27 protein-coding genes are annotated in these 26512 nt (G+C 63.6%); 21 read left to right on the forward strand and 6 right to left on the reverse strand.

Going from position 1 to position 26512, the window contains the following annotated elements; genetic code table 11:
- Positions 1 to 43 precede the first annotated feature (43 nt).
- Together alr and A7W11_RS10045 are read right to left on the reverse strand one after the other, a co-directional pair.
- Entirely contained in the window at positions 44 to 1177 is a 1134-nt protein-coding gene (gene alr, locus A7W11_RS10040; protein ID WP_066411072.1) for an alanine racemase, read from the reverse strand.
- Between the two features lie 192 nt (positions 1178 to 1369).
- The gene (locus A7W11_RS10045; protein ID WP_066411075.1) at positions 1370 to 1798 is read right to left on the reverse strand and encodes an ATP-binding protein; all 429 of its coding nucleotides are present in this window, start codon (positions 1796 to 1798) and stop codon (positions 1370 to 1372) included.
- Positions 1799 to 1989: 191 nt separating this feature from the next.
- Here A7W11_RS10045 and A7W11_RS10050 point away from each other — a divergent pair, with 191 nt between their 5' ends.
- Positions 1990 to 2325, forward strand: coding sequence for an STAS domain-containing protein (locus tag A7W11_RS10050; protein ID WP_066411078.1), 336 nt, complete (start codon positions 1990 to 1992; stop codon positions 2323 to 2325).
- A gap of 45 nt (positions 2326 to 2370) precedes the next feature.
- On the opposite strand, the gene A7W11_RS10055 is transcribed toward A7W11_RS10050, so the two are convergent.
- From A7W11_RS10055 to A7W11_RS10065, 3 genes are all read right to left on the reverse strand, one after another.
- Positions 2371 to 4785: a TonB-dependent siderophore receptor gene (locus tag A7W11_RS10055; RefSeq protein ID WP_156523044.1), complete on the reverse strand. Its 2415-nt coding sequence runs from the start codon at positions 4783 to 4785 to the stop codon at positions 2371 to 2373.
- A 157-nt stretch (positions 4786 to 4942) separates the two neighbouring features.
- Positions 4943 to 5941, reverse strand: coding sequence for a FecR family protein (locus A7W11_RS10060; RefSeq protein WP_066411079.1), 999 nt, complete (start codon positions 5939 to 5941; stop codon positions 4943 to 4945).
- Complete coding sequence (locus A7W11_RS10065; protein ID WP_066411080.1) at positions 5938 to 6444, reverse strand: RNA polymerase sigma factor; 507 nt, start codon at positions 6442 to 6444, stop codon at positions 5938 to 5940. The genes A7W11_RS10060 and A7W11_RS10065 overlap by 4 nt, the downstream gene beginning before the upstream one ends.
- A 110-nt stretch (positions 6445 to 6554) precedes the next feature.
- Here A7W11_RS10065 and A7W11_RS10070 point away from each other — a divergent pair, with 110 nt between their 5' ends.
- From A7W11_RS10070 to A7W11_RS10160, 20 genes are all read left to right on the forward strand, one after another.
- The gene (locus tag A7W11_RS10070) at positions 6555 to 7178 is read left to right on the forward strand and encodes a hypothetical protein (protein ID WP_156523045.1); all 624 of its coding nucleotides are present in this window, start codon (positions 6555 to 6557) and stop codon (positions 7176 to 7178) included.
- A 70-nt stretch (positions 7179 to 7248) separates the two neighbouring features.
- Positions 7249 to 7731, forward strand: a complete 483-nt coding sequence (locus A7W11_RS10075) for a hypothetical protein (protein ID WP_066411083.1) — start codon at positions 7249 to 7251, stop codon at positions 7729 to 7731.
- A complete protein-coding gene (locus A7W11_RS10080; protein ID WP_066411084.1) occupies positions 7728 to 8795 on the forward strand; it encodes a hypothetical protein in 1068 nt (355 codons plus the stop codon). Before A7W11_RS10075 ends, A7W11_RS10080 begins: the two co-directional genes overlap by 4 nt.
- Positions 8796 to 9002: 207 nt before the next feature.
- On the forward strand, positions 9003 to 11291 hold the full coding sequence (locus A7W11_RS10085) for a type VI secretion system Vgr family protein (protein ID WP_066411085.1): 2289 nt from the start codon (positions 9003 to 9005) through the stop codon (positions 11289 to 11291).
- 3 nt (positions 11292 to 11294) lie between these two features.
- Complete coding sequence (locus A7W11_RS10090) at positions 11295 to 12476, forward strand: DUF2169 family type VI secretion system accessory protein (protein WP_066411092.1); 1182 nt, start codon at positions 11295 to 11297, stop codon at positions 12474 to 12476.
- A 97-nt stretch (positions 12477 to 12573) separates the two neighbouring features.
- Positions 12574 to 17361, forward strand: a complete 4788-nt coding sequence (locus tag A7W11_RS10095) for an RHS repeat-associated core domain-containing protein (protein WP_066411093.1) — start codon at positions 12574 to 12576, stop codon at positions 17359 to 17361.
- A gap of 10 nt (positions 17362 to 17371) precedes the next feature.
- A complete protein-coding gene (locus A7W11_RS10100) occupies positions 17372 to 17734 on the forward strand; it encodes a hypothetical protein (RefSeq protein ID WP_162270259.1) in 363 nt (120 codons plus the stop codon).
- Between the two features lie 15 nt (positions 17735 to 17749).
- Positions 17750 to 18121, forward strand: a complete 372-nt coding sequence (locus A7W11_RS10105) for a hypothetical protein (protein ID WP_156523046.1) — start codon at positions 17750 to 17752, stop codon at positions 18119 to 18121.
- Between the two features lie 69 nt (positions 18122 to 18190).
- Positions 18191 to 18538: a DUF7716 domain-containing protein gene (locus A7W11_RS10110; protein WP_066411102.1), complete on the forward strand. Its 348-nt coding sequence runs from the start codon at positions 18191 to 18193 to the stop codon at positions 18536 to 18538.
- 37 nt (positions 18539 to 18575) lie between these two features.
- Positions 18576 to 18890, forward strand: coding sequence for a hypothetical protein (locus tag A7W11_RS10115; protein ID WP_066411104.1), 315 nt, complete (start codon positions 18576 to 18578; stop codon positions 18888 to 18890).
- Between the two features lie 18 nt (positions 18891 to 18908).
- Positions 18909 to 19487: a hypothetical protein gene (locus A7W11_RS10120; RefSeq protein WP_066411106.1), complete on the forward strand. Its 579-nt coding sequence runs from the start codon at positions 18909 to 18911 to the stop codon at positions 19485 to 19487.
- Between the two features lie 58 nt (positions 19488 to 19545).
- Entirely contained in the window at positions 19546 to 19974 is a 429-nt protein-coding gene (locus A7W11_RS27405; RefSeq protein ID WP_082887185.1) for an NTF2 fold immunity protein, read from the forward strand.
- A gap of 1 nt (position 19975) precedes the next feature.
- A complete protein-coding gene (locus A7W11_RS10125; RefSeq protein ID WP_082887186.1) occupies positions 19976 to 20410 on the forward strand; it encodes an SMI1/KNR4 family protein in 435 nt (144 codons plus the stop codon).
- Positions 20411 to 20450: 40 nt separating this feature from the next.
- Positions 20451 to 20855, forward strand: a complete 405-nt coding sequence (locus A7W11_RS10130) for an SMI1/KNR4 family protein (protein ID WP_082887187.1) — start codon at positions 20451 to 20453, stop codon at positions 20853 to 20855.
- Positions 20856 to 20883: 28 nt separating this feature from the next.
- The gene (locus tag A7W11_RS10135) at positions 20884 to 21336 is read left to right on the forward strand and encodes an SMI1/KNR4 family protein (protein WP_066411109.1); all 453 of its coding nucleotides are present in this window, start codon (positions 20884 to 20886) and stop codon (positions 21334 to 21336) included.
- Positions 21337 to 21355: 19 nt separating this feature from the next.
- Complete coding sequence (locus tag A7W11_RS10140) at positions 21356 to 21817, forward strand: hypothetical protein (protein WP_066411111.1); 462 nt, start codon at positions 21356 to 21358, stop codon at positions 21815 to 21817.
- Positions 21817 to 22290 carry an SMI1/KNR4 family protein gene (locus tag A7W11_RS28725; protein WP_235816838.1) on the forward strand — a complete coding sequence of 158 codons (474 nt, stop codon included), beginning with the start codon at positions 21817 to 21819 and terminating at the stop codon, positions 22288 to 22290. The genes A7W11_RS10140 and A7W11_RS28725 overlap by 1 nt, the downstream gene beginning before the upstream one ends.
- A 37-nt stretch (positions 22291 to 22327) precedes the next feature.
- A complete protein-coding gene (locus tag A7W11_RS28730; protein ID WP_235816839.1) occupies positions 22328 to 22561 on the forward strand; it encodes a DoxX family protein in 234 nt (77 codons plus the stop codon).
- A 311-nt stretch (positions 22562 to 22872) separates the two neighbouring features.
- Positions 22873 to 23463, forward strand: a complete 591-nt coding sequence (locus A7W11_RS10155; protein WP_066411113.1) for a hypothetical protein — start codon at positions 22873 to 22875, stop codon at positions 23461 to 23463.
- Between the two features lie 190 nt (positions 23464 to 23653).
- A complete protein-coding gene (locus A7W11_RS10160; RefSeq protein ID WP_235816840.1) occupies positions 23654 to 24265 on the forward strand; it encodes a suppressor of fused domain protein in 612 nt (203 codons plus the stop codon).
- 15 nt (positions 24266 to 24280) lie between these two features.
- Here the strand turns inward: A7W11_RS10160 and A7W11_RS10165 are convergent, their stop codons facing one another.
- Entirely contained in the window at positions 24281 to 26395 is a 2115-nt protein-coding gene (locus A7W11_RS10165; RefSeq protein ID WP_082887188.1) for a TonB-dependent receptor family protein, read from the reverse strand.
- Positions 26396 to 26512 lie beyond the last annotated feature (117 nt).

Genomic DNA, 26512 nt, shown 5'->3' on the forward strand with positions numbered 1-26512 from the left:
GCCGTCCGGTAAAAAACGTCCGCGTTTTTTGGAAACCTGGCGTTCAGGGCCGCGCCGTGATCGGCACGCGCGCCGTCAGTCCGGTCAACAGTTCCGCAGCAATGGTGCCCGCGGAGGCCGCCACGGTCTCCACCGGCAATTCCGGCGTGCCCCACAGCGTGACCGGCATGCCCGGCGCGGCGTGGTCGACGCCGTCCAGGTCGATCATCATCACGTCCATGGTGACCCGGCCCAGCACGCGCGTCATCACGCCGTCCGCCAGCACGGGCGTGCCCGTGCCGGCATGGCGCGGATAACCGTCGCTGTAGCCGCAACTGACCAGTCCCACGCGCATGTCGTGCGCGGCCACGAAGGCCGAGCGGTAGCCGATGCTGGCGCCTGCCTGCAACGTCTGTACGGCGAACAGGCGGGCCGTCAGCGACATGGCCGGACGTAATCCGAGCGCGGCGCCGTCCACGCCCGCCAGCGGGCTGACGCCGTACAGCGCAATGCCGGGGCGGATCCAGTCGGTGGCGGCCACGTGCGCGGGATGGCGCAGCAGGGCCGCCGAATTGCAGGTGGAGACCGGGCCGGGCAGGCCGGCGATGGCCTGCCGGAAGCTGGCGTCGGCATCGGCCACGCCGTCTTCATCCTCGGCGCGCGCGTAATGGCTGAGGTGGCCGAGGGCGCCGACGCGATGCTGCGCCGCCAGCGCCGCGCACCGTTCATACGCGCGCAGATAGGCCTCGCGGCGGAAGCCCGCCAGGCGGATGTCGCCGTCGTAGCGCAGCCAGATGGCCGGGGCGTCGGGGCGGGGCGGCGTGGCGGACAGCCAGTCCAGTTGCGCTTCGTGAGAGATGACCAGATGCAGGCCGGGCAGGTCGAGCAGGGCCAGGTCGTCTTCGGACAGCAGGCCGCCGTAGACCAGGATGGGGCCTTGCCAGCCGGCCGCGCGGCACGCATGGGCCTCGGGCAACTGCTGCACCGCGATGCCATCGGCATCTTTCAGCCCGGGCATGACCCGCGCCAGGCCGTGGCCGTACGCGTCCGCCTTGGCGGTGGCCCAGATGCGGGGCGCGGGCATGGCGGCGTCGGCGCGAGCGCGGATCACCGCCAGATTGTGCGCGACGGCGCCGGCGTCGACCGAAGCCTGCACGCGTGCGCCCGCAACCAGGGGAGGATGCCAGCGCGCGTTCATCGCGGAACGCGGCGCGCGTGGCGGGTGTTGCCGAGAGAGCTGCGCGAGGGGCGCATGCGGGCTCCGGGAATGGGAAGGGAGGTCGCCATCATACCGAGAACTGTGTCTATTAGTTGCAAATTTCGGCTAATTTGCAACTCAGTGACAGTTGGCGGCGGAAAGTTCCCTCCGATCGTATTCCTGTCGTGAAAATCAGGTTTGCACGATCATGGTCAGGCGATTCCAGTCGCCATCGCGTGCATAGGCCAGGTCTTGCAGGTAGTGGCGCATGAGCCGCGTGCCGTGGCCGCCGATGTCGGCGTCGTCCAGCGACGCGGCCAGGTCGGGCAGTTCGGCCACGGTGGGATCGTAGGGCACGCCGTTGTCGGCGACGTCCAGCAGGATGCGTTGGCCGTCGCGCCGGCAGGCGATGGTGACCGAGGGGGCGGCGCCGTTGGATGGCGGGGTCTTGAATGCATACGAGACGATGTTGGTCAGCGCTTCGTCCAGGCTGAGCGTGAGCCCGAACGTGACCTTGGGCGGCCAGTCTTCGCGCTCGGCAATGCCTTCCAGCCATTGGGTGGCGGCCGTCACGGCATTGGCGTCCGGCGTCAGTTCTAGCGTGTCGGGCTGATGGGGCATAAACCGCCTTGGCGTGCAGGGTCGAAGTGCAGGTAAGAAGTATGCACGAATGCGGGCTTGCGCCTGAACAGTTTTTCGTCATGGCGGCCATGCCTGTCTCGCGTATCATCTTGCCGTCAAGCCGGGCGTTGCCATGGCCGCGCCTGCCGCCTGCATTCCCCCTGTCACCCTTCACCCTGGGAACACACCCCATGAATCTCGCGACCGAACAAATCGGAGAGGTGCTTCTGGTCATGCCGGAAGGTCAGATCAACAGCGCCAACGCCGCCGGCATCGAAGCCGACCTGGTGGCGCAGATCGAGAAGGGCGCCCAGAAGATCGTCCTCGACCTGTCCCGCCTCGACTACATCTCCAGCGCCGGCCTGCGCGTGGTGCTGGTGCTGGCCAAGCGCCTGAAGCAAAGCGCGGGCGCGCTGGTGCTGTGCAGCATCCAGCCGCAGGTGCGCGAAGTGTTCGACATCAGCGGTTTCCTGGCCATCCTGACGGTGACCGACACGCGCGAGCAGGCCTTGCAGAAACTGGGCTGAGTCCAGGCCCCGGCAGGGCGCCGGCGATGGCGCCCTGCCGGCTCGCTACCAGGCGTAGCGCGCCGTCAGCATCGCCGTGCGCGGCTGACCGTAATAGCAGGCATAGGCATAGCACGAGCTCAAGTACGTCTTGTCGAAGACGTTCAGCACGTTCAGCGTGAACTTCCAGCGCTCGATTTCATAGCCCAGCATCGCGTCATACACGGTGTAGCCCGCCGTCTTCACGGCATTGGGGCCATCGTAAGTGCCGCCCACGTACCGCACGCCGCCGCCTACCGTCAGGCCGCGCACCATGTTCTCGGGTAGCTTGTAGTCCAGCCATAGCGACGCCATGCGCGACGGCGTGTCCGGCGGACGCCGCCCGACTTCGCCCGCCACGTTGCTGCGCGTGATCTCGCTGTCGTTGAAGGTCAGCGCCGCACGCATGCGCAGGCTGCGCGTCAGATCCGTGGCCGCTTCCAGTTCGATGCCTTTCGAGCGGATCTCGCCGGTCTGCACGCGTCCGCCCGGATGATTGATCTGGTCCGGGTCGGAGGTCAGCACGTTCTGCTGCCTCAGGTCATAGGCCGCCAGTGTGACCAGCGTGTTGCTGCCGGGCGGCTGCCACTTCACGCCGACTTCGTATTGCTTGCCTTCGGTCGGTACGAAGGGCGTGCCGTCATAGCGCGTGCCGGATACGGGTTCGAACGACTTGGCGAAGCTGACGTAGGGCGCGATGCCATGCGGCGCCAGATATGTCAGCCCCATTCGGCCCGTGAATGCGTCGTCGCGCTGGTCGGCGCGCACGCCGCTGACGCGGCTCAACGCCTTGTTCTCGGCCCAGTCCTGCCGGCCGCCCAGCGTGACGACCCACTGGTCCAGGAACTTGCTCTGTTGTTGCGCATACAGTCCCACCTGCTCGTAGCGCACTCTGTCGCTGTTGCGCAGCGCCAGCGTGGGCGGCAGGTTCGCAATGCCACGCACCGGCTCGTACAGGTCGGTGGCCGCGACGGCGCCGCGGTAGTTCATCGTCGAGGAATGGCTGCGCGCGTAGTCCACGCCGACCAGCGTGGTGTGCTCGCCGCCCAGCGCATTCCAGCGTCCGGTCAGATTGGTGTCCACGGCCAGCGTATCGGTTTCGTCGTGGCGGCGGATGCCCTGTCGCGGCACGGTGCGGTTGTCGGGCAGGTCCAGCGTGGCGATCGCGGGAAACAGATAACCGTATTGCAGGGTAGAGCGGTTGTACCGGGCGCTTTGGCGCAGGGTCAGTGTGTCGTTGAAGCTGTGCTCGAAGATGTAGCCTGCCGACTTGCTGGTCGTGTTCCAGTAGTTGTAGTCGGGGTCTCCCAGGTTGGTGTGGCGGTTGACGCGGCCCAGCGGGTTGTCGCGCACGGTGCCGCTGTAGGGCAACCCCATGTACTGGCTGTTCTTGCTTTTCTGGTAGCTGGTCAGCAGCGTGAAACGGGTGGCCGCGGAGGGTTGCCAGGCCAGCGCGGGCGCGATGAAGATGCGGTCGTCGCGGTTGTCGTCGATGTAGGTGTCGCTTTCGCGGAACAGGCCCGTCAGGCGGTACGACAGCGTGCCGTCCTCGTTCAGCGCGCCGGTATGGTCCGTGGCGATCTGGCGGCGATCGAACGAGCCGCCCGTCACCGCGATCTCGTGATGGCTTTCGGCGCTGGGGCGCTTGGATATCAGGTTCACCACGCCGCTGGGTCCGGATTGCCCGTACAGCGTGGACGACGGTCCCTTCAGCACCTCGACGCGTTCCAGGCCATAGACTTCGGTGGGCGCATCCAGCACGTTGTAATGCAGGCGCAGGCCGTCCAGCAGCAGGCCGCTGTTGCTGATGACGAAGCCGCGCATCGTGAAGACGTCGAAGGCATTGCCGTCCCCGTTGGAGTACGCGGCCGCGCCCACGCCCGCCGTGTAGCGCAGGCCGTTGGCCACGTTCAGCGTGCCCTGGTTCTCCAGGGCATCGTGCGTGACGACCGAGATCGACTGCGGCGTTTCCAGGATGGGCGTATCGGTCTTGGTGCCCGCCCTGGAGCGGCGCGCCACATAGCCGTCGATGGCGTCGTCAGCGGTTTCCGCGCGGGCCGTGACCGTGACGGGCGCCAGCACGGCCACCGTGTCTTCGCGGCGCAGCGTCACATTGTTGCCCTCGCGCGTGTAGCGGATGCCGGTGCCTTGCAGCAGCGCACGCAAGGCCTGCTCGGGCGTCAGGCGGCCGTCGACCGCGGGGGCTTGCACGCCGCTCACCACGTCGGGCGTGAAAAAGATCTGCAGCGAGGTTTGTTCGGCCAGCCGCAGCAGCGCGGCCGACAGCGGCTGCTGCGCAATGGTGATCTGCATGGGCGCGGCCTGCGCGGCGGCGGCGGGCGGGATCATGCCCAGGGCCAGCGGCAATGCCAATGCCAGCGCGCCGCACAGCGCGGACGTCGGGGAAGGAGGTCTGGTCTCGATCGAGGTTCTGCGATTCACGGGGCGTTCCAGGTCGGTCGTTCATCGCCCACGCGGCGTCGGGCCGGCGGACGGGGGCACACGTCGCCGAAGGCCGGCGCGTGGGTTTTCCTATAGAACGAATCAGCCGCCAGAACTCCTGAATGCCTGCCGCGACTATTTTGTAACGGCGCCGCGGTCAGCGAGGTTCGATGAGGGTCGTACCGTCGGCCAAGGTACGCACGCCGACCGGCAATATTTTCGGCAGCGATTGCGCCACCGCGTCCGGGGTGTCCAGGCGGAAAGAGGCGGTGACGCGCAGCGCGTCCAGGCGTGCATCGGCCACGCGCAGAGGGCGGTCCCGATAGCGGTTGATCTCGCGCACCATGTCGGCGAGCGAGGCGTCCTCGAAGACGATACGGCCACCGCGCCAGGCGGTCAGGCTGGCCACGTCGACCCGCCGTACCTCGCCCAGGCGGCCGCCGGCCAGGTCCAGGCCCAATCCCGCCGTCAGGCGCCGGGTGGCGCGGTTCCACCCGCTTGCCGGCGATACGTCGACAATGCCCGATTCCACCGAGACGTTCATGCGGTCTGCGTCGCGGCGAACGTCGAAGCGCGTGCCCACCACGCGCACCCGGCCCACGTCCGCGTCCACGATGAAGGGGCGCGCCGGATCGGGGGAGACGGTGAACATGATTTCGCCGCGCCGCAGCGCGACGACGCGCCGTTCGCCGTACAGCGACACCCGCGCTTCCGTGTCGGTGTTCAGTTCGAGCACCGAGCCATCGGGCAGCGTTTCCGCGCGGCGCTCGCCCTTGCGCGTGGCCAGTGTGGCCGTGTAGTGCGGATCGTCGGCTGGCCAGTAGAGGCCGATGCCCGCGACGGCGGCCGTCGTACACGCCAGCGCCAGGCCTGTGCGCAGCAACTGGCGCCGGCGCACCGTGGGCCGCACCGGGATGCTGCCGCCCAGCAGCGCGCGCACGCGTTCGCGGTCCAGAGAGGCGGCGACGTTGCCCAAGGCCTGGGCCGCCTGGAACTCGCGTTCGTGCTCGGGATCCGCCTGGCGCCACCGGGTCAGGTCGCGTTGGTCCTGACGGCTCATGGCGCCCGAATGCAGGCGCGCGAACCACCACGCCGCCGCATCGCGGGGCGCGCCGGGCACATCGTCAGGCAAGGATGAATGGCGATCGGAAGTCATCGCGTATCGTACCCGTCCAGGCGCTGGCGGACGTGCTGCATGGCACGCATCACGTGGCGTTCGACCATGTTCGTGGACAGGCCCATGCGTTGCGCGATCTCGCGCTGCGACCAGCCCTCGATGCGGTTCAGCACGAAGGCTTCGCGGCATTTCGGGGGAAGTTCCTGCAGTGCGTGGGCCAACGCCTCCGCCAGTTGGCCGGTGGCCAGCGTGGCATCGGCGGGGGCGGCAATGGGATGCGTGTCTTCAGGCAGGCAGTCCCAGGCGACATGAGGCAACCGTTCCTGACGCCGCCAGGCATCGATCGTGCGGTGCTGCGCCGCCTGGAACAGGTATTGCCGCGCTTGCAATGCGCCGGACGCATCCGCCCGCAGCAACTGCTCCACCGCGTCATGCGCGATGTCTTCCGCATCGGCCCGATTGCCGATGCGCCGCACGCAGGCTTCGAGGAACCCGCCGTAATAGGCGAGCCATCCTTGGCGTGGGGGACGGGAGGGCGGCATGGCAGTGGGGAGCGGGAATCGCCGAATAATAAATCATTCTCATTTATAAGTAATCCAGAGGTGGCGTCGGGGGGAAATTCGGCAGACATTCACAAGGACAGCGGCCGTACGTGGGGCAACTGCAACAACCCGTTTTTCGTGGCGGCGCGGGCAACCTGCGAGATGCCATGATGCGTGACATGAATGCGCTGGATGGATCCGGACAAGCCTTTACAAGGCATCATCAACATGACGATCAGAGGTTTCTGAGTATGTCGATCAACATCGAGAAGGCTGTTTCTTTTATCGGTTTGCCCAGCAGCGATCCAGATCTTGATGACTTCCTGCAGCAGTCCGGACAAAAGAGGCGTCTCACCACCAAGGACCGTCCCTTGGCCGCGGTCGGTTTGGACAATGAGTCGGTGTATTTGCGGTTCACCGACTCTTACGAACAAACGCGTGGCGCGCCGCGTGGCGACGGGTTCCTGTTCCTGGAGGTCGTGACGGTTCAGAACGGGAAATACGAAGAGAATGTCGGCAATTTCACGGGCACGCTTCCCTACGGATTGCGCGTGGACATGACGGAAGCTGAGATCATCAGAGTACTGGGCCAGCCTACCAGCCAGAGCGAGTTTCTAGGAGCTTACTTTCTTAATTACGATGCGGTGCTGCCTGGCATAGACCTGATTTTTCGCCTCGACATGAAGACGCGCGAGATCACTTTCATTCGCTTCACTGCGGCGAAAATCCAGTGAGCAATGTGATGCGTCCCATAGACAAGCCTTTGCAAGGCATCATCAACATGACGATCAGAGGTTTCTGAGTATGTCGATCAACATCGAGAGGGCGATTTCCTTCATTGGCCTGCCCAGCAGCGATCCGGATCTGGACGACTTTCTGCAAGCGTCGGGTCAGACGAGACGCCTGACTGGGAAAGACCGCCCGTTGGCTACCGTTGGATTGGACAGCGAATCGGTGCAACTGCAATTCACCGACTCCTATGAAGAAACGCGTGGCGCGCCGCGTGCCGCCGGGTTCCTGTTCCTGGAGGACGTGACGGTCCAGAACGGAAAATACGAAGAGGATGTTGGCGACTTCACGGGTACGCTGCCCTACGGCTTGAGGGTGGATATGACGGAAGCCGAGATCGTCAGGGCACTCGGCCAGCCTGCCAGCCAGGACGAGTTTCTAGGCGCTTATTTCCTGAATTACGATGCGATTCTGCCCGGCATAGACCTGATCTTTCGCCTTGACCTCACGACGCGCGAAATCACGTTCATCCGTTTCGTTGCAGCGGAAGTCCAATGAGTCATTCGACGCATCCCATCGATGCGCAACTGGTGATGTCGGCATTGGGTCGAGGTATACAGGACAAGGACTTGCTCCAGCGCTTCGCGCAGGCAGGCCTGTTCAATTGGCCTGACTCGGATGACGACAGGGAAGGCGCCACCGTCGAAGAATACTGGCGATACGGATTCACGCTGGAGTTCGACGATGCCCAGGCGCAGGAGCGCCTGCTGGGTATATCCGGCATCCAGGGGCCGTTCGCGGCGTCCGCCATCCTGTTCTATAACGCAGGCGTCGGGGGGCACGCCGGTTGGCAGCAGACCTTGCCGTATGGGCTGTCTTTCGGCATGAGCCCGGCCGATCTGGAGCGTGCATTCGGTCCGCCCCGCGCGACGCGAGCTCCCTATGGATTGCCGGTCTCGCAATTCCTGGTCGATGCGTATGTGCTCGATGTCTGCTATGCGCCCGAGGGACAGGGCAATATCGATTTCTTCTCGTTCCGGCTCCAGAACATCTACGAGAAAGGCGAAGCCCCCGTCAGCGACAGGGACTGGAAGCTGCTGGCGCGGATGATAGGCAAGCCCGTCACCGACACGACGCTCTTGCAGCTTGTCGAGGCCAGCGTCGGTGCGCCTGTGACGGCAAGCGACTTGTCCTCCCACGAGAATACGCAGTTCCATCGGCAATGCGGACTGTCGTTCTATGCCTTGCCTGCCGCCGAATTGGGCGGCGCCGGCAAGCAGAAATGCTTTGCGGGCTTCAAGATGTCGCGCGCGGGCCTCTACGGTTCCAAAGGCTATTCAGGAGCATTGCCGTTCGGCCTCGTCTTTGCCGACGGGCCGGATGCCGTACGCGAAAAAATGCCCGCAACGGCCAAGCAGGGTGGTTTCGAGGCAAGCGGGCGGTTCACATTCCGCACCGACAGCTTGCTCATTCACGTGCACTACAGCTTGATCTCCTGGCAGATCATCGCCGTGACGGTATTTCATTTGGCGACGGACCCTAGTGAACAAGTCGGCACCCTCTTCCCCAGCCTATATAAAGATTGCTGCCGGATGCCAGCAGTTCGCTGGCGTTGGCGGTGATATGGCGCCAATTTTCCCAGTGTATTTCTTACATGAAACGTGCGGGAAATTGTGTGTTCATGCAAATTCTGTAAATCGCTCACAGGGAAGCGATGTTACGGAACACATGTAACGAAGCACTCCAGTCACATCTGATTTCTAGGATCGTCTGCGCACGCTGGCGGCTTGTTTTCGGCGCCCCATTCCTTTGGAATCAGATCCCCGCACATGGATATCCCCGCAGCGGCGTCGGCCGCCAACCATACTGTTCGCGTTCAAATCGCCGGCGCGCCCGCCGGTATCCTCTTTCGCGCCATGGAAGGGCAGGAGCAGCTTTCGCAGCTCTTCGAATTCCAGGTCGACGTGCTGTACGAGGGCATGGGCCTGGATCTGCGCAGCTTCCTGGGCAAATCGCTGACCATCGAGATCGACACCGATGAGATCGGCAGCGGCACGCGCTATCTCAATGGCCAGATCACGCGGTTCACGCTGATGGGCAAGGAAACCGCCACGCAGCGGTATTACCTGTACCGCGCCACCGTGCGGCCCTGGCTGTGGTCGGCCTCGCGCCGCGAAGACTTCCGCATCTTCCAGGAAAAGAACATCCCCGACATCGTCGAGGAAGTGCTGAAGCCTTACGGCCACAGCATCGAGCGCAAGCTGGTCGAGTCGTACCGGCCGTGGAACTACTGCGTGCAGTACGGCGAGAGCGACTTCGATTTCGTCAGCCGGCTGATGGAGCACGAGGGCATCCATTACTGGTTCAAGCACGCTAACGGCAAGCACGAGCTGGTGATGGCCGACGACATGTCGGCGCACGAGGCCTCGCCCGGTTGCGATTCGCTGCCGTACTACGGCGCCGAACGCCAGAGCATGCCCGACGAGTCGTACCTGAGCGACCTGCGCGTGGCCGAGGAAGTGCGTTCGGGCGAGTACGTCACCGACGACTACAACTTCGAGAACCCCAAGGCCGCGCTGGCCGCCACGCAGCGCCATCCGGCGCAGCACGACGAAGACGCGCACCAGGTCTATCAATGGCCGGGCGATTACAAGGATGCCGACCACGGCCAGGACTATGCGCGCGTGCGCATGGAAGAACTGCACCAGCAACGCGAACAGGCCGAGCTGCGCAGCAACGTGCGCGGCCTGCAGACCGCATCGATCTTCTCGATGCGCAACTGCCCGCGCGACAGCGAGAACCGCAAGTACCTGGTGGTCGGTACGCGCTACCGCCTGAGCGAAAGCGGCTACTACAGCGGCGGCGTGCCTGGCGCGGGGTTCATGCCCGCGGTATTGAATACTTCGTTGGCCTCGCTGAACGGTTCCGTGCCGCAGCCCGCCGCCGACGCGCAGCAGGGCACGGTGTGCGAGTTCGACCTGACCGTGCAGCCGGCCACGCTGGCCTACCGCCCGCCGCGCGTCACGCGCAAGCCGCGCACGCTGGGCCCGCAGACCGCCGTGGTCACCGGCCCGGCCGGCGAAGAGATCTGGACCGACCAGTACGGCCGCGTCAAAGTGCATTTCCACTGGGACCGCACCGGCCCGCGCGACGAGAACAGCTCGTGCTGGATCCGTGTGTCCAATCCGTGGGCCAGCTCGGGCTTCGGCGGCATCCAGGTGCCGCGCATCGGCGATGAGGTGGTCGTGGACTTCATCAACGGCGACCCCGATGCGCCGTTGATCACGGGCCGCGTGTACAACGCGTCGAACATGCCGCCGTGGGAGTTGCCGGGCAACGCCACGCAGATGGGGCTGATGTCGCGCTCCACGCCGGCGGGCGATCCCAACAATGCCAACGCCATCCGCTTCGAAGACAAGATGGGCGCGGAGCAGTTGTGGATCCACGCCGAGCGCAACCAGGATATCGAGGTCGAAAAGGACGAGACCCACTGGGTGGGTCAGGATCGCAAGAAGACCATCGACCGCGACGAGACGGTGAACGTCAAGCGCGATCGCACCGAGACGGTGGACCGCAACGAGACCATCACCGTACACGGCCAGCGCACCGAGACAGTGGACAAGGATGAGACCATCACCATTCACCAGAACCGCAAGGAAAAGGTGGACCTGAACGAAGACGTCTCGATCGGCATCAACCAGAAGCACAGCGTGGGCTCGAACCGCACCCGCCGCGTCGGCACCAACGAGACCGTGACGGTGGGCGCGAACCGCGTGCAGACCGTGGCGCTTGGCTCGATGCACAACGTCGGCATCGCCGAGGTCACCACCATCGGCGCAGGCTACATGCTGAACGTGGGCGCCGCATGGAACGCCAACATCGGCTTCACCATGTTCGAGAACGTCGGCATGATGAAGAAAGTGAATGTGGGCAAGATGTTCAGCATGGATGCCGGCACCAGCGTGTCGATCAGTGCGGGCAAGGCCATCACCATCTCGACGGGCAAGTCCAGCATCCAGCTGGAGTCGGACGGCACCATCACCATCACCGGTGTGAAGATCAAGATTTCGGGGTCGGAAATCGTCGACCTGGACGGCAAGGTCATCGATCTGAACTGACTCATGTACACGAACCTGACGAAGTACCCTGGATTGGGCTTTCGGCATCACATCCACGGCAATCGGCTGCACCACTGCCTGATTTTGCAGGCCACCTACTTGCTGCAGAAGCGGGCGGGAAAGTGGGTGCTCGACCCCTTGGAGGACCAGCCCGCGTTCGTCATGGCGGACCAGTTCCGTACCGTGCTGGCGTCGCCTGGAACGGGCCGTGCCGGCTCGGATGCGCGGGCGCAGCAGCAGGTCAGCAGCCTGCTGCTGGAGTCCGAGCTGCTGCCCTTCAAGCCGCATGCCGACGTGTTGATCAGCGGTGACGCCATCGCGCCCGAAGGCAGGGCCGCGCAGAACTGGCTGGTGGGCGTGCGCATCGGCGGATGGTCGAAGCTGTTGAAGATATCGGGCCCGCGCAGTTGGGAGCGCGAGCGGCGCGGCAACTGGCGCTTGTCCGCGCCCGAGGCTGCGGAGCGTGTACCGCTGCTGTACGAGCATGCCTATGGCGGTACGGTCTCCACCGGCCGTGACGACGAGACGGCGGCCTACGACCAGAACCCCAGCGGTATCGGTTATCTGGGCGCGCTGACGCAGTTGCCCGCCGACGTGCGGGCGCTGGCCGCGCCCAGCATCGAATACCCCGATGATGAAACGCCCGCCGAGCCCGGTCGTATCCAGCGCGTGGCGGGCTTCGGCCCCATCCCGATGCACTGGCAGCCGCGCGCGCAGCGGCTGGGCACCATCGACGAGGCGCGCATCCGTCGCGATGGCCCGGCCTATCCCGACGATTTCGATCCTGCCTATTGGCAGACGGCGCCCGCCGACCAGTGGCTGCCATACCTGGCGCGCGGTCAGGAAGTGGAACTGTTCAACCTGATCGAGGGCGAGCCCAAGGTGAAATTCGCCTTGCCGCGCTGGCTGGGCTTCGCGGCGGTGCGCTCGGGGGGCAACAACCGATATCCCGACATGCACGTCGACACGCTGGCCATCGATACGGTGAAACGCACGGTGCGCCTGAACTGGCGCCTGGCCGTGGCCAACGACGTCGACCATCCGGACTGGATCGGCATGGAGCTGGCCATTCCGGAAGTGCTTTATCCCGAAGGCGAACCCCTGCCGCAGCCCGAGCCCGACACGCAGGCCGACCGCTGGCGTGCCGCGCTGGCGCGCGACCAGGGCGAGGGGACGCGCGCATGAGTCCGCCTCGTTGTCTTCTTGAGTCCGGTGTGGCGCCCTTTTTGGGTACCGTGGACGCGTTCCCTGTCGTGGTGAGTCGCCTTGAAGGAGGTGCGGCATGAGCACCGAATTCATCGCGGAGAAGCGGGCCAATCACATCGCGGTGGCCGACAAGCCGGACATGTGCAAGGTCGGCAACACGGTCTGCGCGTTCATCTCGTTCTCCACGTTCGACCAGGCCCGGGATCTGCGGGGCAATCCCAATCCCACCAATGGCCAGGACACGCCCGTGTTCCACATGGGCTCGTACGTGCCCAAGAGCCAGGGCAATGCCGGCATCGGCATCCGCAGCGGCGGCCAGAGCGGACCGTTCAATCCGCAAGAGCACAGCAGCACCGTCAAGAGCCAGGGCGAGTTCCAGGTGCACGACGGGCACGTGGGGCAGATCAACGCGGCCACGCCGGGGTCGTTGGCAGGCAACACCACGGCGGTGGTCAATGCGGGCGCCACGGGTGGCGGCGAGGTCGATGTCTGCCTGACCAAGCTGAAGCTGCAACTGGCGAACCTGAAAGAGAAGATCGCGGCGGAGTGGCAGAACAGCCCGACGGATTTCATGTGGGCCACGGCGTCCGGCATGGGCAGCGGAGCGGTGGATGCCGGTTCTGGCATGGCCGAGGGCGTGTGGGGTGCGTTGCAGGGCGCTTGGGGTGTCGTCTCGAATCCTTGGGAGTCGGCCAAGGGGGCGTACAACAGTGTGACGGGCGGCGCCAAGGAGGCGCTGGACCTGGGGCAGGCGATCTACAACGGTGAATTGACGATTGACGATATCGTCGACGGTATCACCGAGGCGTTGATGGATGCGCTGGGGGCGACGGCGTGCTCGGTGGCGGATCAACTGCAGGAGATGCTGAACAAGCCGAACGGCGGCGCGGAGGGGCTGGGGTATCTGCTGGGGCAGGTCGCGGCCAACGTTGCGGTGACGGCTGCGACCGCTGGCGCTGGTGCGGCGGGGCAGGCGGCGTTGAAGGGGACACAGGCCGCCCGGCTGGCTGGCGAGGCCAGTGCTTTTGCCATGCGCAAGGGCGAGAGCATGGCGGCGTTCTTCAAGCGCTTGAAGCATCGACGGCATGAGCGGCGCAATCGGCCGGAGCCCGAAGGTGGCGCGCATGTGAAGGACGGCAGCAGCAACGATGGCAGTCCCCAGAACCCTGGTTGCCGAATACTGTGCGTTGGCGCTGTCGGACATCCCGTTAATCCCATGTACGGCTGTAAATTCCTGGCCGGAGCGGAAGATCTGGATTTCGTATTGCCGGGTCTGCCTTCGATCCAATGGCAACGAAGCTATTTCTCCGATATTTCACGCGTGGGGGGATTCGGCCAAGGCTGGACGTTACCGTTTGACATTTCCATTGTCACCGAGGGGCGTAGCCATACGTTCGTCGATGAACAGGGGCGTCGAGTTCCGTTACCGTCGCTCGTGCCAGGAACTCTAGCTCGCGTGCCGGGCGAAGAAATGTTGTTTGGAGGGTTGCCTGATCAAAGCATCCTGTTGTTGGCTGATTCATCGGGCCGTTTGATGCGTTTTTCGGCTGTGGGTGCCCAACGTTGGCGGTTGAGCAGCATCAGCGATGGATACAGCAACATGTTGCTGGTTCATTGGAATGATGCAGGCTTGCTCGTAGCCATAACTAGCGATTCGCAACGCCGTGTGGAGTTGGATTACGTTCAGACAGGCCACGGGGCACGGATCTCTGCCGTGCACGAAGTTACGGGAAGATCGTCACGTGATCTATTGATGTCCTACCGCTACTCGCACCAAGGTGATCTGTCCCAGGTCTATGACGCTGCAGGTAATCTCGTGCGAGAGTTCGGCTGGCGCAATCACATCATGGTGATGCATCGCCAGCCGGGAGGGATCGAATCTCGATACGAGTACGACCTATACACGGCCACCGGAAAGGTAGTGCGCAACAGCGACTCCTTGGATCGCGAATGGCGCCTTATCTATCGGGATGGCGAGACTCGCGTCGTCGACCATTTGAGGCGCAGTTCCCGGTATCGGTACGACGAGGCGAAGCGGCTGGAGCTTTACGTGGACCCGGAGGGCGGAGAGACGCGTTTCGAGTTGGACGGGGATGGAAACGTCCTACAGGAGCTAGATCCCGCCGGACGCGTAAGGCGCTATGCCCGTAATGCCCAGGGCCTGCCCCTGCTCATAACCGAACCCGACGGCACGCAGACCTTTATCGAATATCACCGTCACTTTCCGTGGTTACCAACCAGCATCACGGATGCGTTGGGTCAGACACGTAGCTATGAATACGATGGCCGGGGTGGGCTCTTGCTGGAGACTGATCCTTCGGGGCAGAGAACCGAATACCATCGCGACAGCCGAGGTCTCGTCGTGGCAATTCGGGATGCGCGCGGCGGCTTGAAACGCTTGTCATACGGTATTGATGGGTTGTGCACAGGCTATGCCGATTGTTCCGGGGCAAAAACTCACTATCGCTACGACGTGCGCGGCAATCTGTCAGAAATCACGGATGCGTCAGGCGCGGCGACGGGATATCAGTACGATCACGTTGGCAGACTCGTATCGGTTCGTCATCCCGATGGTGCGGCGGAACATTTAGCCTATGACCGACTGGGCCGCCTTATCGCATACAGCGATGCGAACGGGGCTATCACACGCTATTACCTGGCCACGGATGGCAAGCCGGTTGCTCGGATAGACCCGCTGGGAAATGCTCTTCATTACCGATATGACGCGGCTCGTAGGGTCTCCTTGCTGATCAACGAGAACGGCGCGAGATATCTATTCGGATACGACCTGCTGAACCGGTTGACCTTTGAACAGGGTTTCGATGGACTCTCCAAGGAATACCGCTACGATGCGTCGGGATGGCTATTCGAAAAAGAGGAGCGAGGTCAGGAGCAGCCGGGAGGCCATGCGGATGTGATCCGAACGCGCTACCAGCGTGATCTGGCTGGACGTATTGTGGAATTCAGCGCGAGCCACGCGCGCACGCGTGAGCACGTCCGCTCGTACTATAGTTACGATGCCCTGGGCAGGTTGGTCTCGGCAAAGAACAATGCTGGATTGTTGGCTTTTGCGTACGATCCGTTGGGACGGCTGATCTCGGAGGTCTCGGCGGTGGCTGGGGTGAGTCTGACCGTGAGGCATGGCTACGACGAGCTGGGCAACAGAGTTCGAACCACACTTCCGGACGGCCGTGAACTTAACTGGCTGTACTACGGCAGTGGGCATCTTCATCAGGTCAACGTCGACGGCTACGTTATCTCCGACATGGAGCGAGATTCCGTGCATCGCGAGGTCTTTCGCACGCAAGGACGGTTGCAAAGCACGTTTGGTTATGACGTCCGAAGCCGCTTGATCGAACAGTGCGCCGAGCCGGCGCCCATGAAGGTGGGCCAGACGGAGCACCGAGTGCAGCCCATTGCGAGTACCAAGCTCTCCCATACGGCTGTCTTCGAGGGGGCGGGGCTTCAAGAGAATTCTGTGCAGCGGGCCTATCGGTACGATGCGGTTGGCAACGTGCTTGCGATCGCGGACGTCACCGCTGGCTCGGTCTCCTATGTATACGATGCATTGGGCAGATTGCGGCGGTCGAACGAGCATCGCTTCGATTTCGACCCAGCATCGAACATCGTCGAGATATCCGCTGGAGACCTTGCCAATCAAGCGCCCTCACGGTCTGTGACCTGGCCGATCGGGAGAGACAATCATCCTTTCGACGTGCCTGCAGAACCGGTCAGCAACCAAACGGCACTAAACGACAACAGGGTGCGGTTCTATAAGGGCCACCGCTATGTCTACGATGGGTTCGGCAACGTTGTGGAGCGCCGCATCGGTGAACATACCGTCATGCGTTTCGAGTACGACCCGCTGCATCGGATGGTGACGGCGGAGGTTTCCAGACGAGGCGTGACCAGGCGGCATCGTTATTCGTATGACGCGGCGAACCGTCGCGTAGGCAAACGCGATGAGTTTGGAATGACTCGCTTTGTTTGGGACGGGGATCGCCTCATGGCGGTTACGAGAGCTCGGCGCACCAGCGTTTTCGTATACGCGGAGTCGCCGTATGTTCCCCTCGCCCGAATCGATTCGACAATCAAGGACGGCCAGCCGGCCGACGAGGTGTTTCATTACCACGTGGATCAGATCGGCACCCCCCGTGAAGTGACGACTGCCAGCGGCGAGGTCATCTGGAGGGCGAAGTATCTTGCGTGGGGCGAGGTGGAGGTTAAAGAAGGGGGTGATGCCCGCGAGGTCGGAGAGAATGCCGCCTCGTGGCCCCAGCCGCTGCGCTTTCAAGGCCAATATTATGACGATGAGACCGGGCTGCACTACAACCGGCATCGCTACTACGATCCGCATATAGGGCGCTTCATCAGCCAGGACGTGGTTGGCCTCAACGGCGGCATCAATGCCTACCAGTACGCACCCAATCCACTCGTATGGGCGGATCCCCTGGGTTTGACGCGCTGTCGATGCGATTGTGCGCAAGTCTTGGCTAACATGCGAGCAAGTGGACGAGAGTACGGTTCTAAGTCGTCTACGCCTGCCGACGGGCATCACATCATCCAACATGCGTCAGTGCCGCAGGGTACGGCCGGTTACTCCTACGGCGGGGCGCCTAGCGTTCAACTCCAAGGTCCGTCTACGCAGATCGGATCGGAGCATTATCTGGCGACTCAGGTGCAGCGGCAGGCTGGTGGTGGCAGCTATGCCGCTGAACGGCGCATCGGTTACAAGGCGCTTCGGTACGCCGGCCTTTCGCCTGAGGAGGCGAGATGTCTCTTCGAAGCGCATGTCGATCCGTATTTCGGTAATCTTGGATTCACTGGAAACTCGCCGATGCGCACTGTGGGGAATAGAAGATAGGAGTTCTATTGTGCAAAGTAAATTGATCGATCATCCCGCCTGCATGACGCAGGTACGCCATATCTACGAAGAGATGGTGCAAGACAGGTTCGAAAGCCTGGTTGCGCAAGGGCTTGCGGGTCCGAGTTCCGCATCGGAGTATCGGGCCGCTCTGGCCGAATGCCTTGCGGGGCAGAAGATGGCAACGATTTCCGATGCCGACTTGGCAGAGGGCTTCGTTTTCGTTATCCCGGGAAATTCTCAAGATAAGCTATCCATCGAGGTGCCGATTTTTTCGCATCACGGCTGCTCGGATGCTTTCGCGGTATTCCGCTTGAGGTCAGATGAGTCTGCTCGTGTGCCCGTCTATCTGTACGACATACTGGTGCCCTGATTTCGGATGACCTGGATGGATGCTTCTGTCGAGTTTGAGGTGTATGCGTTGATCTCCTGCTACGTGCGGGCCTTGAACGACGAGGATCGGATCATGCTGCAAGCGCGGTTCGGTGTTGGTGAGCCCATCGTTCAAGAGATCACCGAATCATTGGACGGTTATTTTGGACGTAGGCCAGACATCGGGCTGGCGCCGTCCGATGTGGCGTTTTCCGGCAAACGAGGCTCCCAGCCCTTCATCGATCTGTACGAGACGAACGAACCCGGTTTCTGGGGAGCCGACTGCGTGATCTGGGTCGACGGTAAGCCGCAAGAGCCGACCCTGCATGTCGAACTGAGCAAGCCCGACGGCGAGCTTCGGCTACGGCACAAGTACATCGGCTCATAAGCCGATTCGGAGCGGGCGGAGGCATCTCCGACCCGTGCCATGGTTCAAAGAAAAAGATACGGAGTGGAGATGGTGCAGCTGGAGATTGGCAAGTTCTATCCCATCGAGGAATTGATTTCCTTGGTACGGGCGGGCGCCGACCGAGAGGTCGTGTACTCGATCTACGCGCATTCCGGCGCCGAGTCGGCCTATGGTGGCATGCTGCTGTTCGTCGGCCACACCGGCGACGTCGAGGATGACGGCGAGATTCCTCCCGAGATCGTCACGCGGGCCGGCCTTACGTATTTCTACAACGCGGATCAGTTTCAGGATGTCGTCGACCTGGCGTACAACCAGAAGCCGGACGCCTCCATGCAGGAAGTCATCAATTGTTTGAATCACTACGCCGAGAAGGACGACTTCTTGGACCTGGTATGAGCAGCCAGTACGCCGTGACCATCATTGGAATGCGTCGATGAGCGCGCGTGACGAATTCCGCAAGGCGTTGATCCTGCTCGATCACGGCAAGCTGGGTTGCGGCGAGGATGTGTTGAAGAAGGCCATCGAGATGGCCAAGCAGGAAAGCGACCCGGTGTCGCTGGTGCAGGCGTTGGTGTGCCTGGGCGATCTGTTCTGCGAGACGGGATGCCCTGCAAAGGCGCGGCCGCTGCTGGCCGAGGCCCTGGACGAACAGCAATCCTGCGAAGCGCAGTACGACGACCTGCTGGCCGAGGAGTTCGGTCGGGCCAGGCAATTGTGTGGGGAACAGGGGTGGGCAGTCAGTCGCTGACGATGCCCTGGAGACAGCATGAAGGAACTGGTGCTGGATGAAGATTGCCACGACGCCTCGCAGCCTCGGATCGGTGGCGGGGCGTTGTTGGGTGGCGTGGCTGCCTGGCCCGTCACTGCCTCGGGGCAGGCGTTGCATCTCATTGCTTCCTTTCCCGCGGAATTCCTTGGGTTGCAGGACTTCGACGGCTATGTGTCCGTCTTTTCGGTGTACTCGAAAGAAGACTATTTTCTGGACTGCATTACTTATCACGGAGATGCCCAGGAGATGGAGACGCTCTTGCACGAAAAGACGACTCAGGTCCTCTTCCATGCAAGAGGGAAAGAGGTCTTCGGCACGGAAATGATCCCTTGCAAAAGGGTGCGGATTCGGAACGACGTGCCACTCCCATTCCAGGGCAGCGGCTTCGGAGACCCGGCGGGACTTCTGCAGAATGAAACGCTGGGGCTGGCGCACGGGATGCGATTCGCCCTGCAGTTGTACGGTGGTGATTTTCCTGGCGGGTACAGGGATATCTTCGGGTTGACCGATGCGGTGGGGTACTTGTATCTCGATGGCGAAAGGCGCGAAGGGATGTTCTTCGTACAGGTGTCTTGAACTCAGGAATATCGATGCCGCACGGCGCTTTCGCTGAATCGAGTCGAAGGAGCAAGGCGTGAATCCAATCGACAGGGTCAGGTCTTTTGTCGACGCAATGTTGATGTGGGAGTCCACGTTTCACTCGCAGAAGCGGGATGCTGCCTACAAGGCAGACCCCGTCTTTCGCCAGCACATGAACGCGTCAGCACGCGTGGAGCTCCAGGCGATATACGACACGCATTTGACGAAAGCCGCAGGCAATCGGTTGGGAGCATCGCGATTGGACATCCTGATGACGGGGCGTCCTGCGGAGTATGCGCAGCGAGTGCTGGCGGAGGATACGCAGTCGTCTGGTGGCGCGGCGTATGTTATGGCCGAAACCGAGAAAGGGCTCAAGACGAAGTACCGGTATGAAGTCGCTGTAGAGGATGGCCAGACGAAGATCCGCGACGTCTGCACGTGGCATAGTGCAAGCGGCAAATGGGTGCCGCGTGAAGGGGTCTAGTGTGATCGAGCGGTTGATTCAGGCCATGTCCGTGGCATGGCACGCCAATCCTGCGGCATCATTGGACGTCCTGGATGAAATCTGGCGGGTGACAGGGCTGTTCCTGCCAGCCGACTATCGAGCATTCATGGCTTGGGCCGATGGTGGCGAGGGCAGATTTGCCGACGTCTATCTTTCGTTCTGGTCCGCATCGGACATTCTGGATTTGAATCGGGACTATCAGATAGCCCGCTATCTCGGCGCGCAGGTTCTGGCCATTGGCTCGGATGGCGGGCCCATCTGTTTTCTGCTGGATTACCGCCTCTCTGAGACGCCGATGTTTTGCAGTGTCAACTTCGGTGATCTCGATCCTGCCGATATCAGGATCATCGCTCCGTCGTTCGGCGCGGCGCTGGCAAGGGCGTTGGCCGGCGGGACCGATCCGGATCGCTTGTAGCGTCCCAGATGACGTCTGTGAGATACCTCAAAGGAAAGCCATGTTGGACAGGAAGACTCTCGCCTCGCGCTTCACGCTGAACAGCGCCGCACAGCTCCAGGACATCGCCGACATCCAGTCGAGAATCTCGTTCGTCCTGCCACGAGCCTATATGGACTTCCTGTCGATCTGCAATGGCCTGAGGGCTTCGGGTGGATTGGCCTTGCATGAGATCGGGGCGCTGCTTGGAAGGAACGAAGACTACGACGTGCCGGTTCTCCTGCCGGACCACTTCATGATCGGTGACGACAGCGGCGGCCAGGCCATCCTGATCGACCGCGCAGGACGCCTCTTCGAGGTCGGCATGGGCGTGATGAGCCCCGATGGCCTGGAGCTGTCTGCCGACTCGTTGGAGGACCTGCTGATCGACAAGCAGGGGCTGACCTTGAGCGAACGATCGGACTGACCTCGGGAACTATCCAGGAGCTTTTCATATGCTTTCGCTTATCGAGCAGCTGATTCAACGCAACCTCGCGGAAGGATCGGACATCGCGGTGTCGGCGGGCGTCTCGCAGGACATGATCCAACAGGCCGAGTCCATGCTGGGCGTGCGTTTCCCCGTGTCTTACCGGGCTTTCCTGGCCACGTATGGCGCGATCGAAATCGATTGCCAGTCGTTTGCGGGCTTGACGACCGAGGGCAAGGTCGGAGACGACGGCGATGTGGTGTCGTTCACCCGATACGCCAGGGAGGACTATCGCCTGCCTGACCCGTACGTGGCGCTCGATTTCCAGGACGGCGATTTCTGGCTTTGCCTGGACACCAGCCAGGTGGACCAGCAGGGCGAGTCGCCGGTCGTGCTGGTCAGCCCTGTCGATGGGAAGCGCAGTGGTCCCGCCGTGGCGGAAAGCTGGGCCAGCTTTCTGGCCTCGTACTTGGCCGCCTGATGGCCTGGAGCGCCGAGAGATGACCGATGCGGAGTTCATGGCTTGGAAGCATGCCTTGATGGCGCTTGACCGCTACGAGGATGCCGACGATGTCAAAGTGTTCATCGAGATGGTGCGCGGGGTGCGTGAGCGTCTTGATGCGCGTGTGATCGATGTGCTGTTGAGCACCTTCACGGACCAGGACGACTACGGGGTTCAGCAGGCAGTGGAGTTCGTGCTGGACAGCGCGGATCCCGCACTGTTCGCCGATCGGCTGGCCGCCGGTTTTCCCGATCTCCAACGCCGGGAAGGGGCAATGGAGTGGTCTTTGCTGCTGCCGGGCCGCATCATCAATTCACGCGACCAGGTACGGATTTGGGCCCTGGTGGATGGGGCGGATCGTCAGGAAGGCAGTTTGGGCCGATATTTGCGCAGCGAGGGGTTCCTGGACGAGTATCCCGAGTTGCGTCCGTATCTGGACTCGTACCCGGAGCACCGCTGATGACCCCCATGCTTTCCCCGCAAGTCACGCGCCATCTCGCCACGCAGCCCGGCGATATCCACCGGACCCACAGACACGAGGCCGAGGCGGCGCTGCACAGGCTCGGCGTGGGCCTGGACACGCCGTTCGCCCACTTCTACCTGGCCTACCAGGGCGGCTTCATCTCCCCGCGTCCCGTCGATGAACTCATGGACATCGCAGGCCCGTACGACCCGACGATCCTGTCCTGTCTGGACTACGTGCGTGACCGCTACGGACTGCCCGCGCAGTATCTGCCGCTGACGTCGGACCAGAGCGAAGGCATGTATCTCTACAACGCGGCCGATGGGGCGGTGTACGACATGGATTTCCATAACCTTTCCGATCTGCTGGCGGGCCGCCTGATGCCTCGCTGGCCCGGCTTCGACGAATTCCTCATCTGGTATTTCGAGCTCGGCGAGTCGCCGTCAGGGCCGGGCATGGGTTCGGTGTAAGGTCAGACATACCGCAACCTTGCCTGGAGCACTATCCATGATTCAGCATGTTGCCCCAAGCACCGGCAAGAAAATCGGATTGGGTGTCGTCTTCCTGTGGTTTTTCATCGGCGGCATTGCGCATTTCGCCGCCACCGATATCGAGATGCGGATCGTGCCGCCCTGGGTGCCGTGGCCGCGCGAAGTCGTCCTGCTGACCGGCGTTTTCGAACTGCTCGGGGCGGTGGGCGTGCTGTGGCGGCATCCCGGCGCGCCGCCGGGTGGGGGCTGATCGCGCTGACGATCGCCGTGACGCCGGCCAACGTCTTCATGCTCCAGCACGCTGCCGACTTTCCCGATGTGCCTTACTGGGCGCTGATCGCCCGCCTGCCGCTTCAGGTGGCCTTGCTCGCGCTGATTGCGTGGTGCACGAGGCCGAACTTCGCTCCTCGCGGAGGTTGTGACGCGAAGGCATAAGCCGCCGTGGAATACGGCGTAAACGGTGATATGGACGAGCAGCCACAGGGTGGCGGCCTCCTGACAACCCGCCAACCCTGACGCATCCGCGCACGTGAGCGTGCCTTTTTGGTATTCTCCGCCTGCATGGAACCCCGCACGACCGACATCCACCAGATTTTCAGCGACCTGCGCAGCATGCCCGACGTGGCAGAGCAGACGCTGCCCGAGCCATCCGCCGAGGCCTTGGCCTGGATGCCTTACCACCCGGACCTGAATCTGTGGCGCAAGGCGCTGCGTAACGCCGACCTGTCCATCCCCTGGGTAGCGGAAGACGTCTACTTGTTCAGCCACCCGGCATCCTTGCGGGCCGCGCAGATCGGCTACGCCGTGGATGCCGACGGCAAGCCGCTGGCGGGCTGGCAGGACGACTGGGTCGTGCTGGGCCACGCGCTGGGCGATCCCATCATCGGCCGCCTGGCGCTGGCGCACATCGAGGTGCTGTTCGCCCGGCACGGCGAAGGCAGTTGGAAGCCGCAACTGCTGGCGCTGCGCCTGGAGCACCTGGCCGCCGCGCTGCACGCCTGGGGCGACCTGTTCCTGCGCCAGCACAAGCAGGACGTCTACGACGACACGTATGCCCTGCGACCCGACTTCGTGGAGGCCCTGCGCGCGCGCATCCACGAGATTTTGCCGCCAGAGCAGGCAAACGTTTTCATGCAGATGGTCATGGACTGAGCGCATGGGCCCAGGCCCGCAAGCCGAGCCCGTCCAGCCCGTTCAAGGCCGACGGTCCCCCACCGGGACGCGCTTCGCTGTCAGATGTTATCCAGATCGGATGAATACAATGGGCCATCGAATTTCCGGCCCTGGCTGACCGCATCCTTATCCTGCGGCGCCAGGGGCAACCCCAAGACGGATGATCACCATGGCCCTCGAATCGCAACCTTCCCCTCCGCCGTCCGCGCATCACCAGGCCCTGGCGCGCCATGCCTGGTCCATCATCGGCGGCAAGCCCGTCGTGCGTGCCTATCACCACGACGAGATCGAAGGCCTGTCCATCGACCTGTTGGAAATCCGTGACCAGCCCGAGGAAGGCCTGGTGTCGTACAGCACGCTGGGCCTGTTCGAAAGCGAGCTGCGCCACGACGACGGCGAGCCGATGAAGACGCGCATCGAACTGTGCGCCGACATGCCCGACGACCTTCAGCAATGGGCCAACGTGATGGCCACGGCGGCCTTCACGCTGATGCGCAGCGGCCAGGCCGTGCGGCCCGGCAGCGTGCTGCGCGACTGTGTGGCCGAGTACTACCCGAAGAGCACCACGCCGCATCTGTACCTGTGCGTGCCGTTCTCCTGGAACGACGGCGAGTTCCCGCGCGTCGAGTTCGATGCGTACATGGTGAACTGGCTGCAGGTGTTCCCGATCTCGCAGGCCGAATTCGACTACATCGAGAAGCACGGCGGCGAGGCCTTCGAGGACGAGATGCTGGAACACAACCCCGACATCTACGACCTGACGCGCAAGTCGCTCTGGTAAAACCCCGCGCGTTTCCTAGAACGAATACGCCGCCCCCACGCCTGCCGTCCAGGTGCGGCCCGGCGCGGGTTCGTAGTAGCGGCTGTTGCCTTCGTTGACGATGACCGAGCCCGCGTACTGGCGGTCGAACAGGTTGTCGACGCGGGCGTACGCATCGATGCGCCAGGCCGACACGCGCCACGCATAGCCCGCGCTGGCCGAGGCCACCACGTAGCTGGGCGCGGCTTCGGTGTTGGCATCGTTGGCGTAGATCTTGCTCAGGTATCGGGCATCCACGCCCGCCTGCCAGCCCTCGTGGGGTTGCCACGCCAGGCCGGCGTAGAAGGCATGCCGCGCCGTCCCGGGAATGCGGTTGCCTGCCTGGATGACGTCGGACACCGAGTCGCGATAGCGCGCGTCCAGCCACGAATAGCCCAGTTGCACGCGCGCGTGCCGCGCGAAGTCGTAGCGCCATTCCAGTTCGGCGCCGTTGCGGCGCGTGCGGCCCGCGTTGCGGAAGGTGCTGCGGCCGCCTGTGTTCGAGGCGGGCACGATCTCGTCGTCGGTGTTGGTCTGGAATACGGCGGCGGTCAGCAGGCCGGCGGGCAGTTGCAGCTTGGCGCCCACTTCGACGTTGTTGCTGACGGACGGCGCCAGCCCGAAGTTCAGGCCCGGCTGGCTGTCGGGGCGATAGGACAGCTCGTTGAAGGTCGGCGTCTCGAAGCCGCGGCCATACGACACGTATATGCTGGCGTCCTGGGTGGGCGCGTAGCGCAGCGCCGTCACCGGCAGCAGTTTGCGGTAGCGCGCGCCGCCGCTGTCGTCACCGTTGCCGGTCTCGATGTAGCGGTCGTCGGAGTCGAAGCGCACGGTGCTGTAGCGCAGGCCCGCATCCAGCGTCCACTTCGGCTGGAACTGCCAGGAGGCCTGGGCATAGGGGTCCAGGTTGTAGACGTTGTTGGTCTCGTCGCGGCGCAGCGTGCCGCGCACACCCAGCTGCGTGGGGCTGGTGTAGTTGTTGTAGCCCTGGCGGCGCTCTTCCAGGGTGTCGTAGGACAGGCCGCCGATCAGCGTCAGCGGGCCGCCGGCCAGCGTGCGGCGGCCGGTCCAGCGCAGGTCGGCGCCGCCGTATTCGCGCTCCAGGTCGATCACGCCGCCGGCGTGGGTGGCGGGGCGCTGCACGGCCACCGGAATCGACTGGTACTGCACGGTGTCGCGCTGGCCGTAGTACAGCATGGCGCGCAGCGAGTCGCCGCCGCCGATGTCCCGCTCATAGATCAGGCCACCCTGGGTCTGCCGCACCGTCTTGCGGGTATCGAAGGCCAGGGCCGGGTCGGCCACGCCGCGCGGGTCGCGCTCGAACTGTTCGCGGGTCAGCCCCAGCGGGTCCTGGGCGGACAGGTTCACGCTGTTCATCACCAGGGTCAGCCGGCTGTCTTCATCCAGTTGCAGGCCCAGCTTGGCGTTGCCCAGCGTCTTGCGCGCGGCGCTGTGGTCGCGGTAGCCATCGGTGGTCATGCGGTTGACGCTGACCACGTAGTCCAGCTCGCCGATGCCCGAGCCCGTGGCGCCGTTGGCGCTGGCGCCATAACGGATCGTGCGGTCGCTGCCGGCCGAGAACGTGCCGGACACGCTGGGCGGCCGCGCGCCGTCCTGGGTGAACACCTGCAGCACGCCGCCCGACGAGTTGCCGTACAACGCGGAATACGGGCCACGCAACACTTCCACGCGGTCGATCGAGGCGATGTCGATGTTCGACGTCTGGCCCTGGCCGTCCGGCATGGTGCCGGGGATGCCGTCCACGTACAGCCGCACGCCGCGTACGCCGAAGGTCGAGCGCGCACCGAAGCCGCGGATCGAGATCTGCAGGTCCTGCGCGTAGTTCTGGCGGTTCTGGATCTGCAGGCCCGGCACGCCGGCCAGCCCCTCGGACAGGTTGATGCCCGGCTGGCGGGCGCGCAGCGTGCTGCCTTCGACGATGTCGACGGACGCGGGCGTGTCCATGACCGAGGCGCCGACCCGCGTGCCATTGACGATCACGGGCGCCAGCGTGGCAGTGGGCGTGTCCTGGGCAGCGGCGGACGCACTGGCCAGGGCCAGCGCGATCGCCAGGGAATGGGGAGGGAACCTGCGGGGCAGGGTGGGCCGCATGCGAAAACCTGTGGAGTGAAAGACGGGGAGCGGCGCGAGGCGGGCGGATCTCGCGCGTGGGCACCTTGCTGGCGCCGGATGCGCGCAGGATAGCAGCCCCGCCGCGGTGGGACCGCA

Source organism: Bordetella ansorpii (assembly GCF_900078315.1).
GTDB lineage: Bacteria > Pseudomonadota > Gammaproteobacteria > Burkholderiales > Burkholderiaceae_B > Bordetella > Bordetella ansorpii.

Excerpts from the sequence above, each read along its gene's own strand:
- A7W11_RS10135 (WP_066411109.1), top strand. The coding sequence starts at position 20,884 with ATGCTTTCGCTTATCGAGCAGCTGATTCAACGCAACCTCGCGGAAGGA.
- A7W11_RS28730 (WP_235816839.1), top strand. The coding sequence starts at position 22,328 with ATGATTCAGCATGTTGCCCCAAGCACCGGCAAGAAAATCGGATTGGGT.
- A7W11_RS10065 (WP_066411080.1), bottom strand. The coding sequence starts at position 6,444 with ATGCCGCCCTCCCGTCCCCCACGCCAAGGATGGCTCGCCTATTACGGC.
- A7W11_RS10160 (WP_235816840.1), top strand. The coding sequence starts at position 23,654 with ATGGCCCTCGAATCGCAACCTTCCCCTCCGCCGTCCGCGCATCACCAG.
- A7W11_RS10155 (WP_066411113.1), top strand. The coding sequence starts at position 22,873 with ATGGAACCCCGCACGACCGACATCCACCAGATTTTCAGCGACCTGCGC.
- A7W11_RS10120 (WP_066411106.1), top strand. The coding sequence starts at position 18,909 with ATGAAGGAACTGGTGCTGGATGAAGATTGCCACGACGCCTCGCAGCCT.
- A7W11_RS10075 (WP_066411083.1), top strand. The coding sequence starts at position 7,249 with ATGTCGATCAACATCGAGAGGGCGATTTCCTTCATTGGCCTGCCCAGC.
- A7W11_RS10060 (WP_066411079.1), bottom strand. The coding sequence starts at position 5,941 with ATGACTTCCGATCGCCATTCATCCTTGCCTGACGATGTGCCCGGCGCG.
- A7W11_RS10110 (WP_066411102.1), top strand. The coding sequence starts at position 18,191 with ATGGTGCAGCTGGAGATTGGCAAGTTCTATCCCATCGAGGAATTGATT.
- A7W11_RS10095 (WP_066411093.1), top strand. The coding sequence starts at position 12,574 with ATGAGCACCGAATTCATCGCGGAGAAGCGGGCCAATCACATCGCGGTG.
- A7W11_RS10115 (WP_066411104.1), top strand. The coding sequence starts at position 18,576 with ATGAGCGCGCGTGACGAATTCCGCAAGGCGTTGATCCTGCTCGATCAC.
- A7W11_RS10130 (WP_082887187.1), top strand. The coding sequence starts at position 20,451 with ATGTTGGACAGGAAGACTCTCGCCTCGCGCTTCACGCTGAACAGCGCC.
- A7W11_RS28725 (WP_235816838.1), top strand. The coding sequence starts at position 21,817 with ATGACCCCCATGCTTTCCCCGCAAGTCACGCGCCATCTCGCCACGCAG.
- A7W11_RS10165 (WP_082887188.1), bottom strand. The coding sequence starts at position 26,395 with ATGCGGCCCACCCTGCCCCGCAGGTTCCCTCCCCATTCCCTGGCGATC.
- A7W11_RS10045 (WP_066411075.1), bottom strand. The coding sequence starts at position 1,798 with ATGCCCCATCAGCCCGACACGCTAGAACTGACGCCGGACGCCAATGCC.
- alr (WP_066411072.1), bottom strand. The coding sequence starts at position 1,177 with ATGAACGCGCGCTGGCATCCTCCCCTGGTTGCGGGCGCACGCGTGCAG.
- A7W11_RS10090 (WP_066411092.1), top strand. The coding sequence starts at position 11,295 with ATGTACACGAACCTGACGAAGTACCCTGGATTGGGCTTTCGGCATCAC.
- A7W11_RS10080 (WP_066411084.1), top strand. The coding sequence starts at position 7,728 with ATGAGTCATTCGACGCATCCCATCGATGCGCAACTGGTGATGTCGGCA.
- A7W11_RS10140 (WP_066411111.1), top strand. The coding sequence starts at position 21,356 with ATGACCGATGCGGAGTTCATGGCTTGGAAGCATGCCTTGATGGCGCTT.
- A7W11_RS10105 (WP_156523046.1), top strand. The coding sequence starts at position 17,750 with ATGGATGCTTCTGTCGAGTTTGAGGTGTATGCGTTGATCTCCTGCTAC.
- A7W11_RS10085 (WP_066411085.1), top strand. The coding sequence starts at position 9,003 with ATGGATATCCCCGCAGCGGCGTCGGCCGCCAACCATACTGTTCGCGTT.
- A7W11_RS10050 (WP_066411078.1), top strand. The coding sequence starts at position 1,990 with ATGAATCTCGCGACCGAACAAATCGGAGAGGTGCTTCTGGTCATGCCG.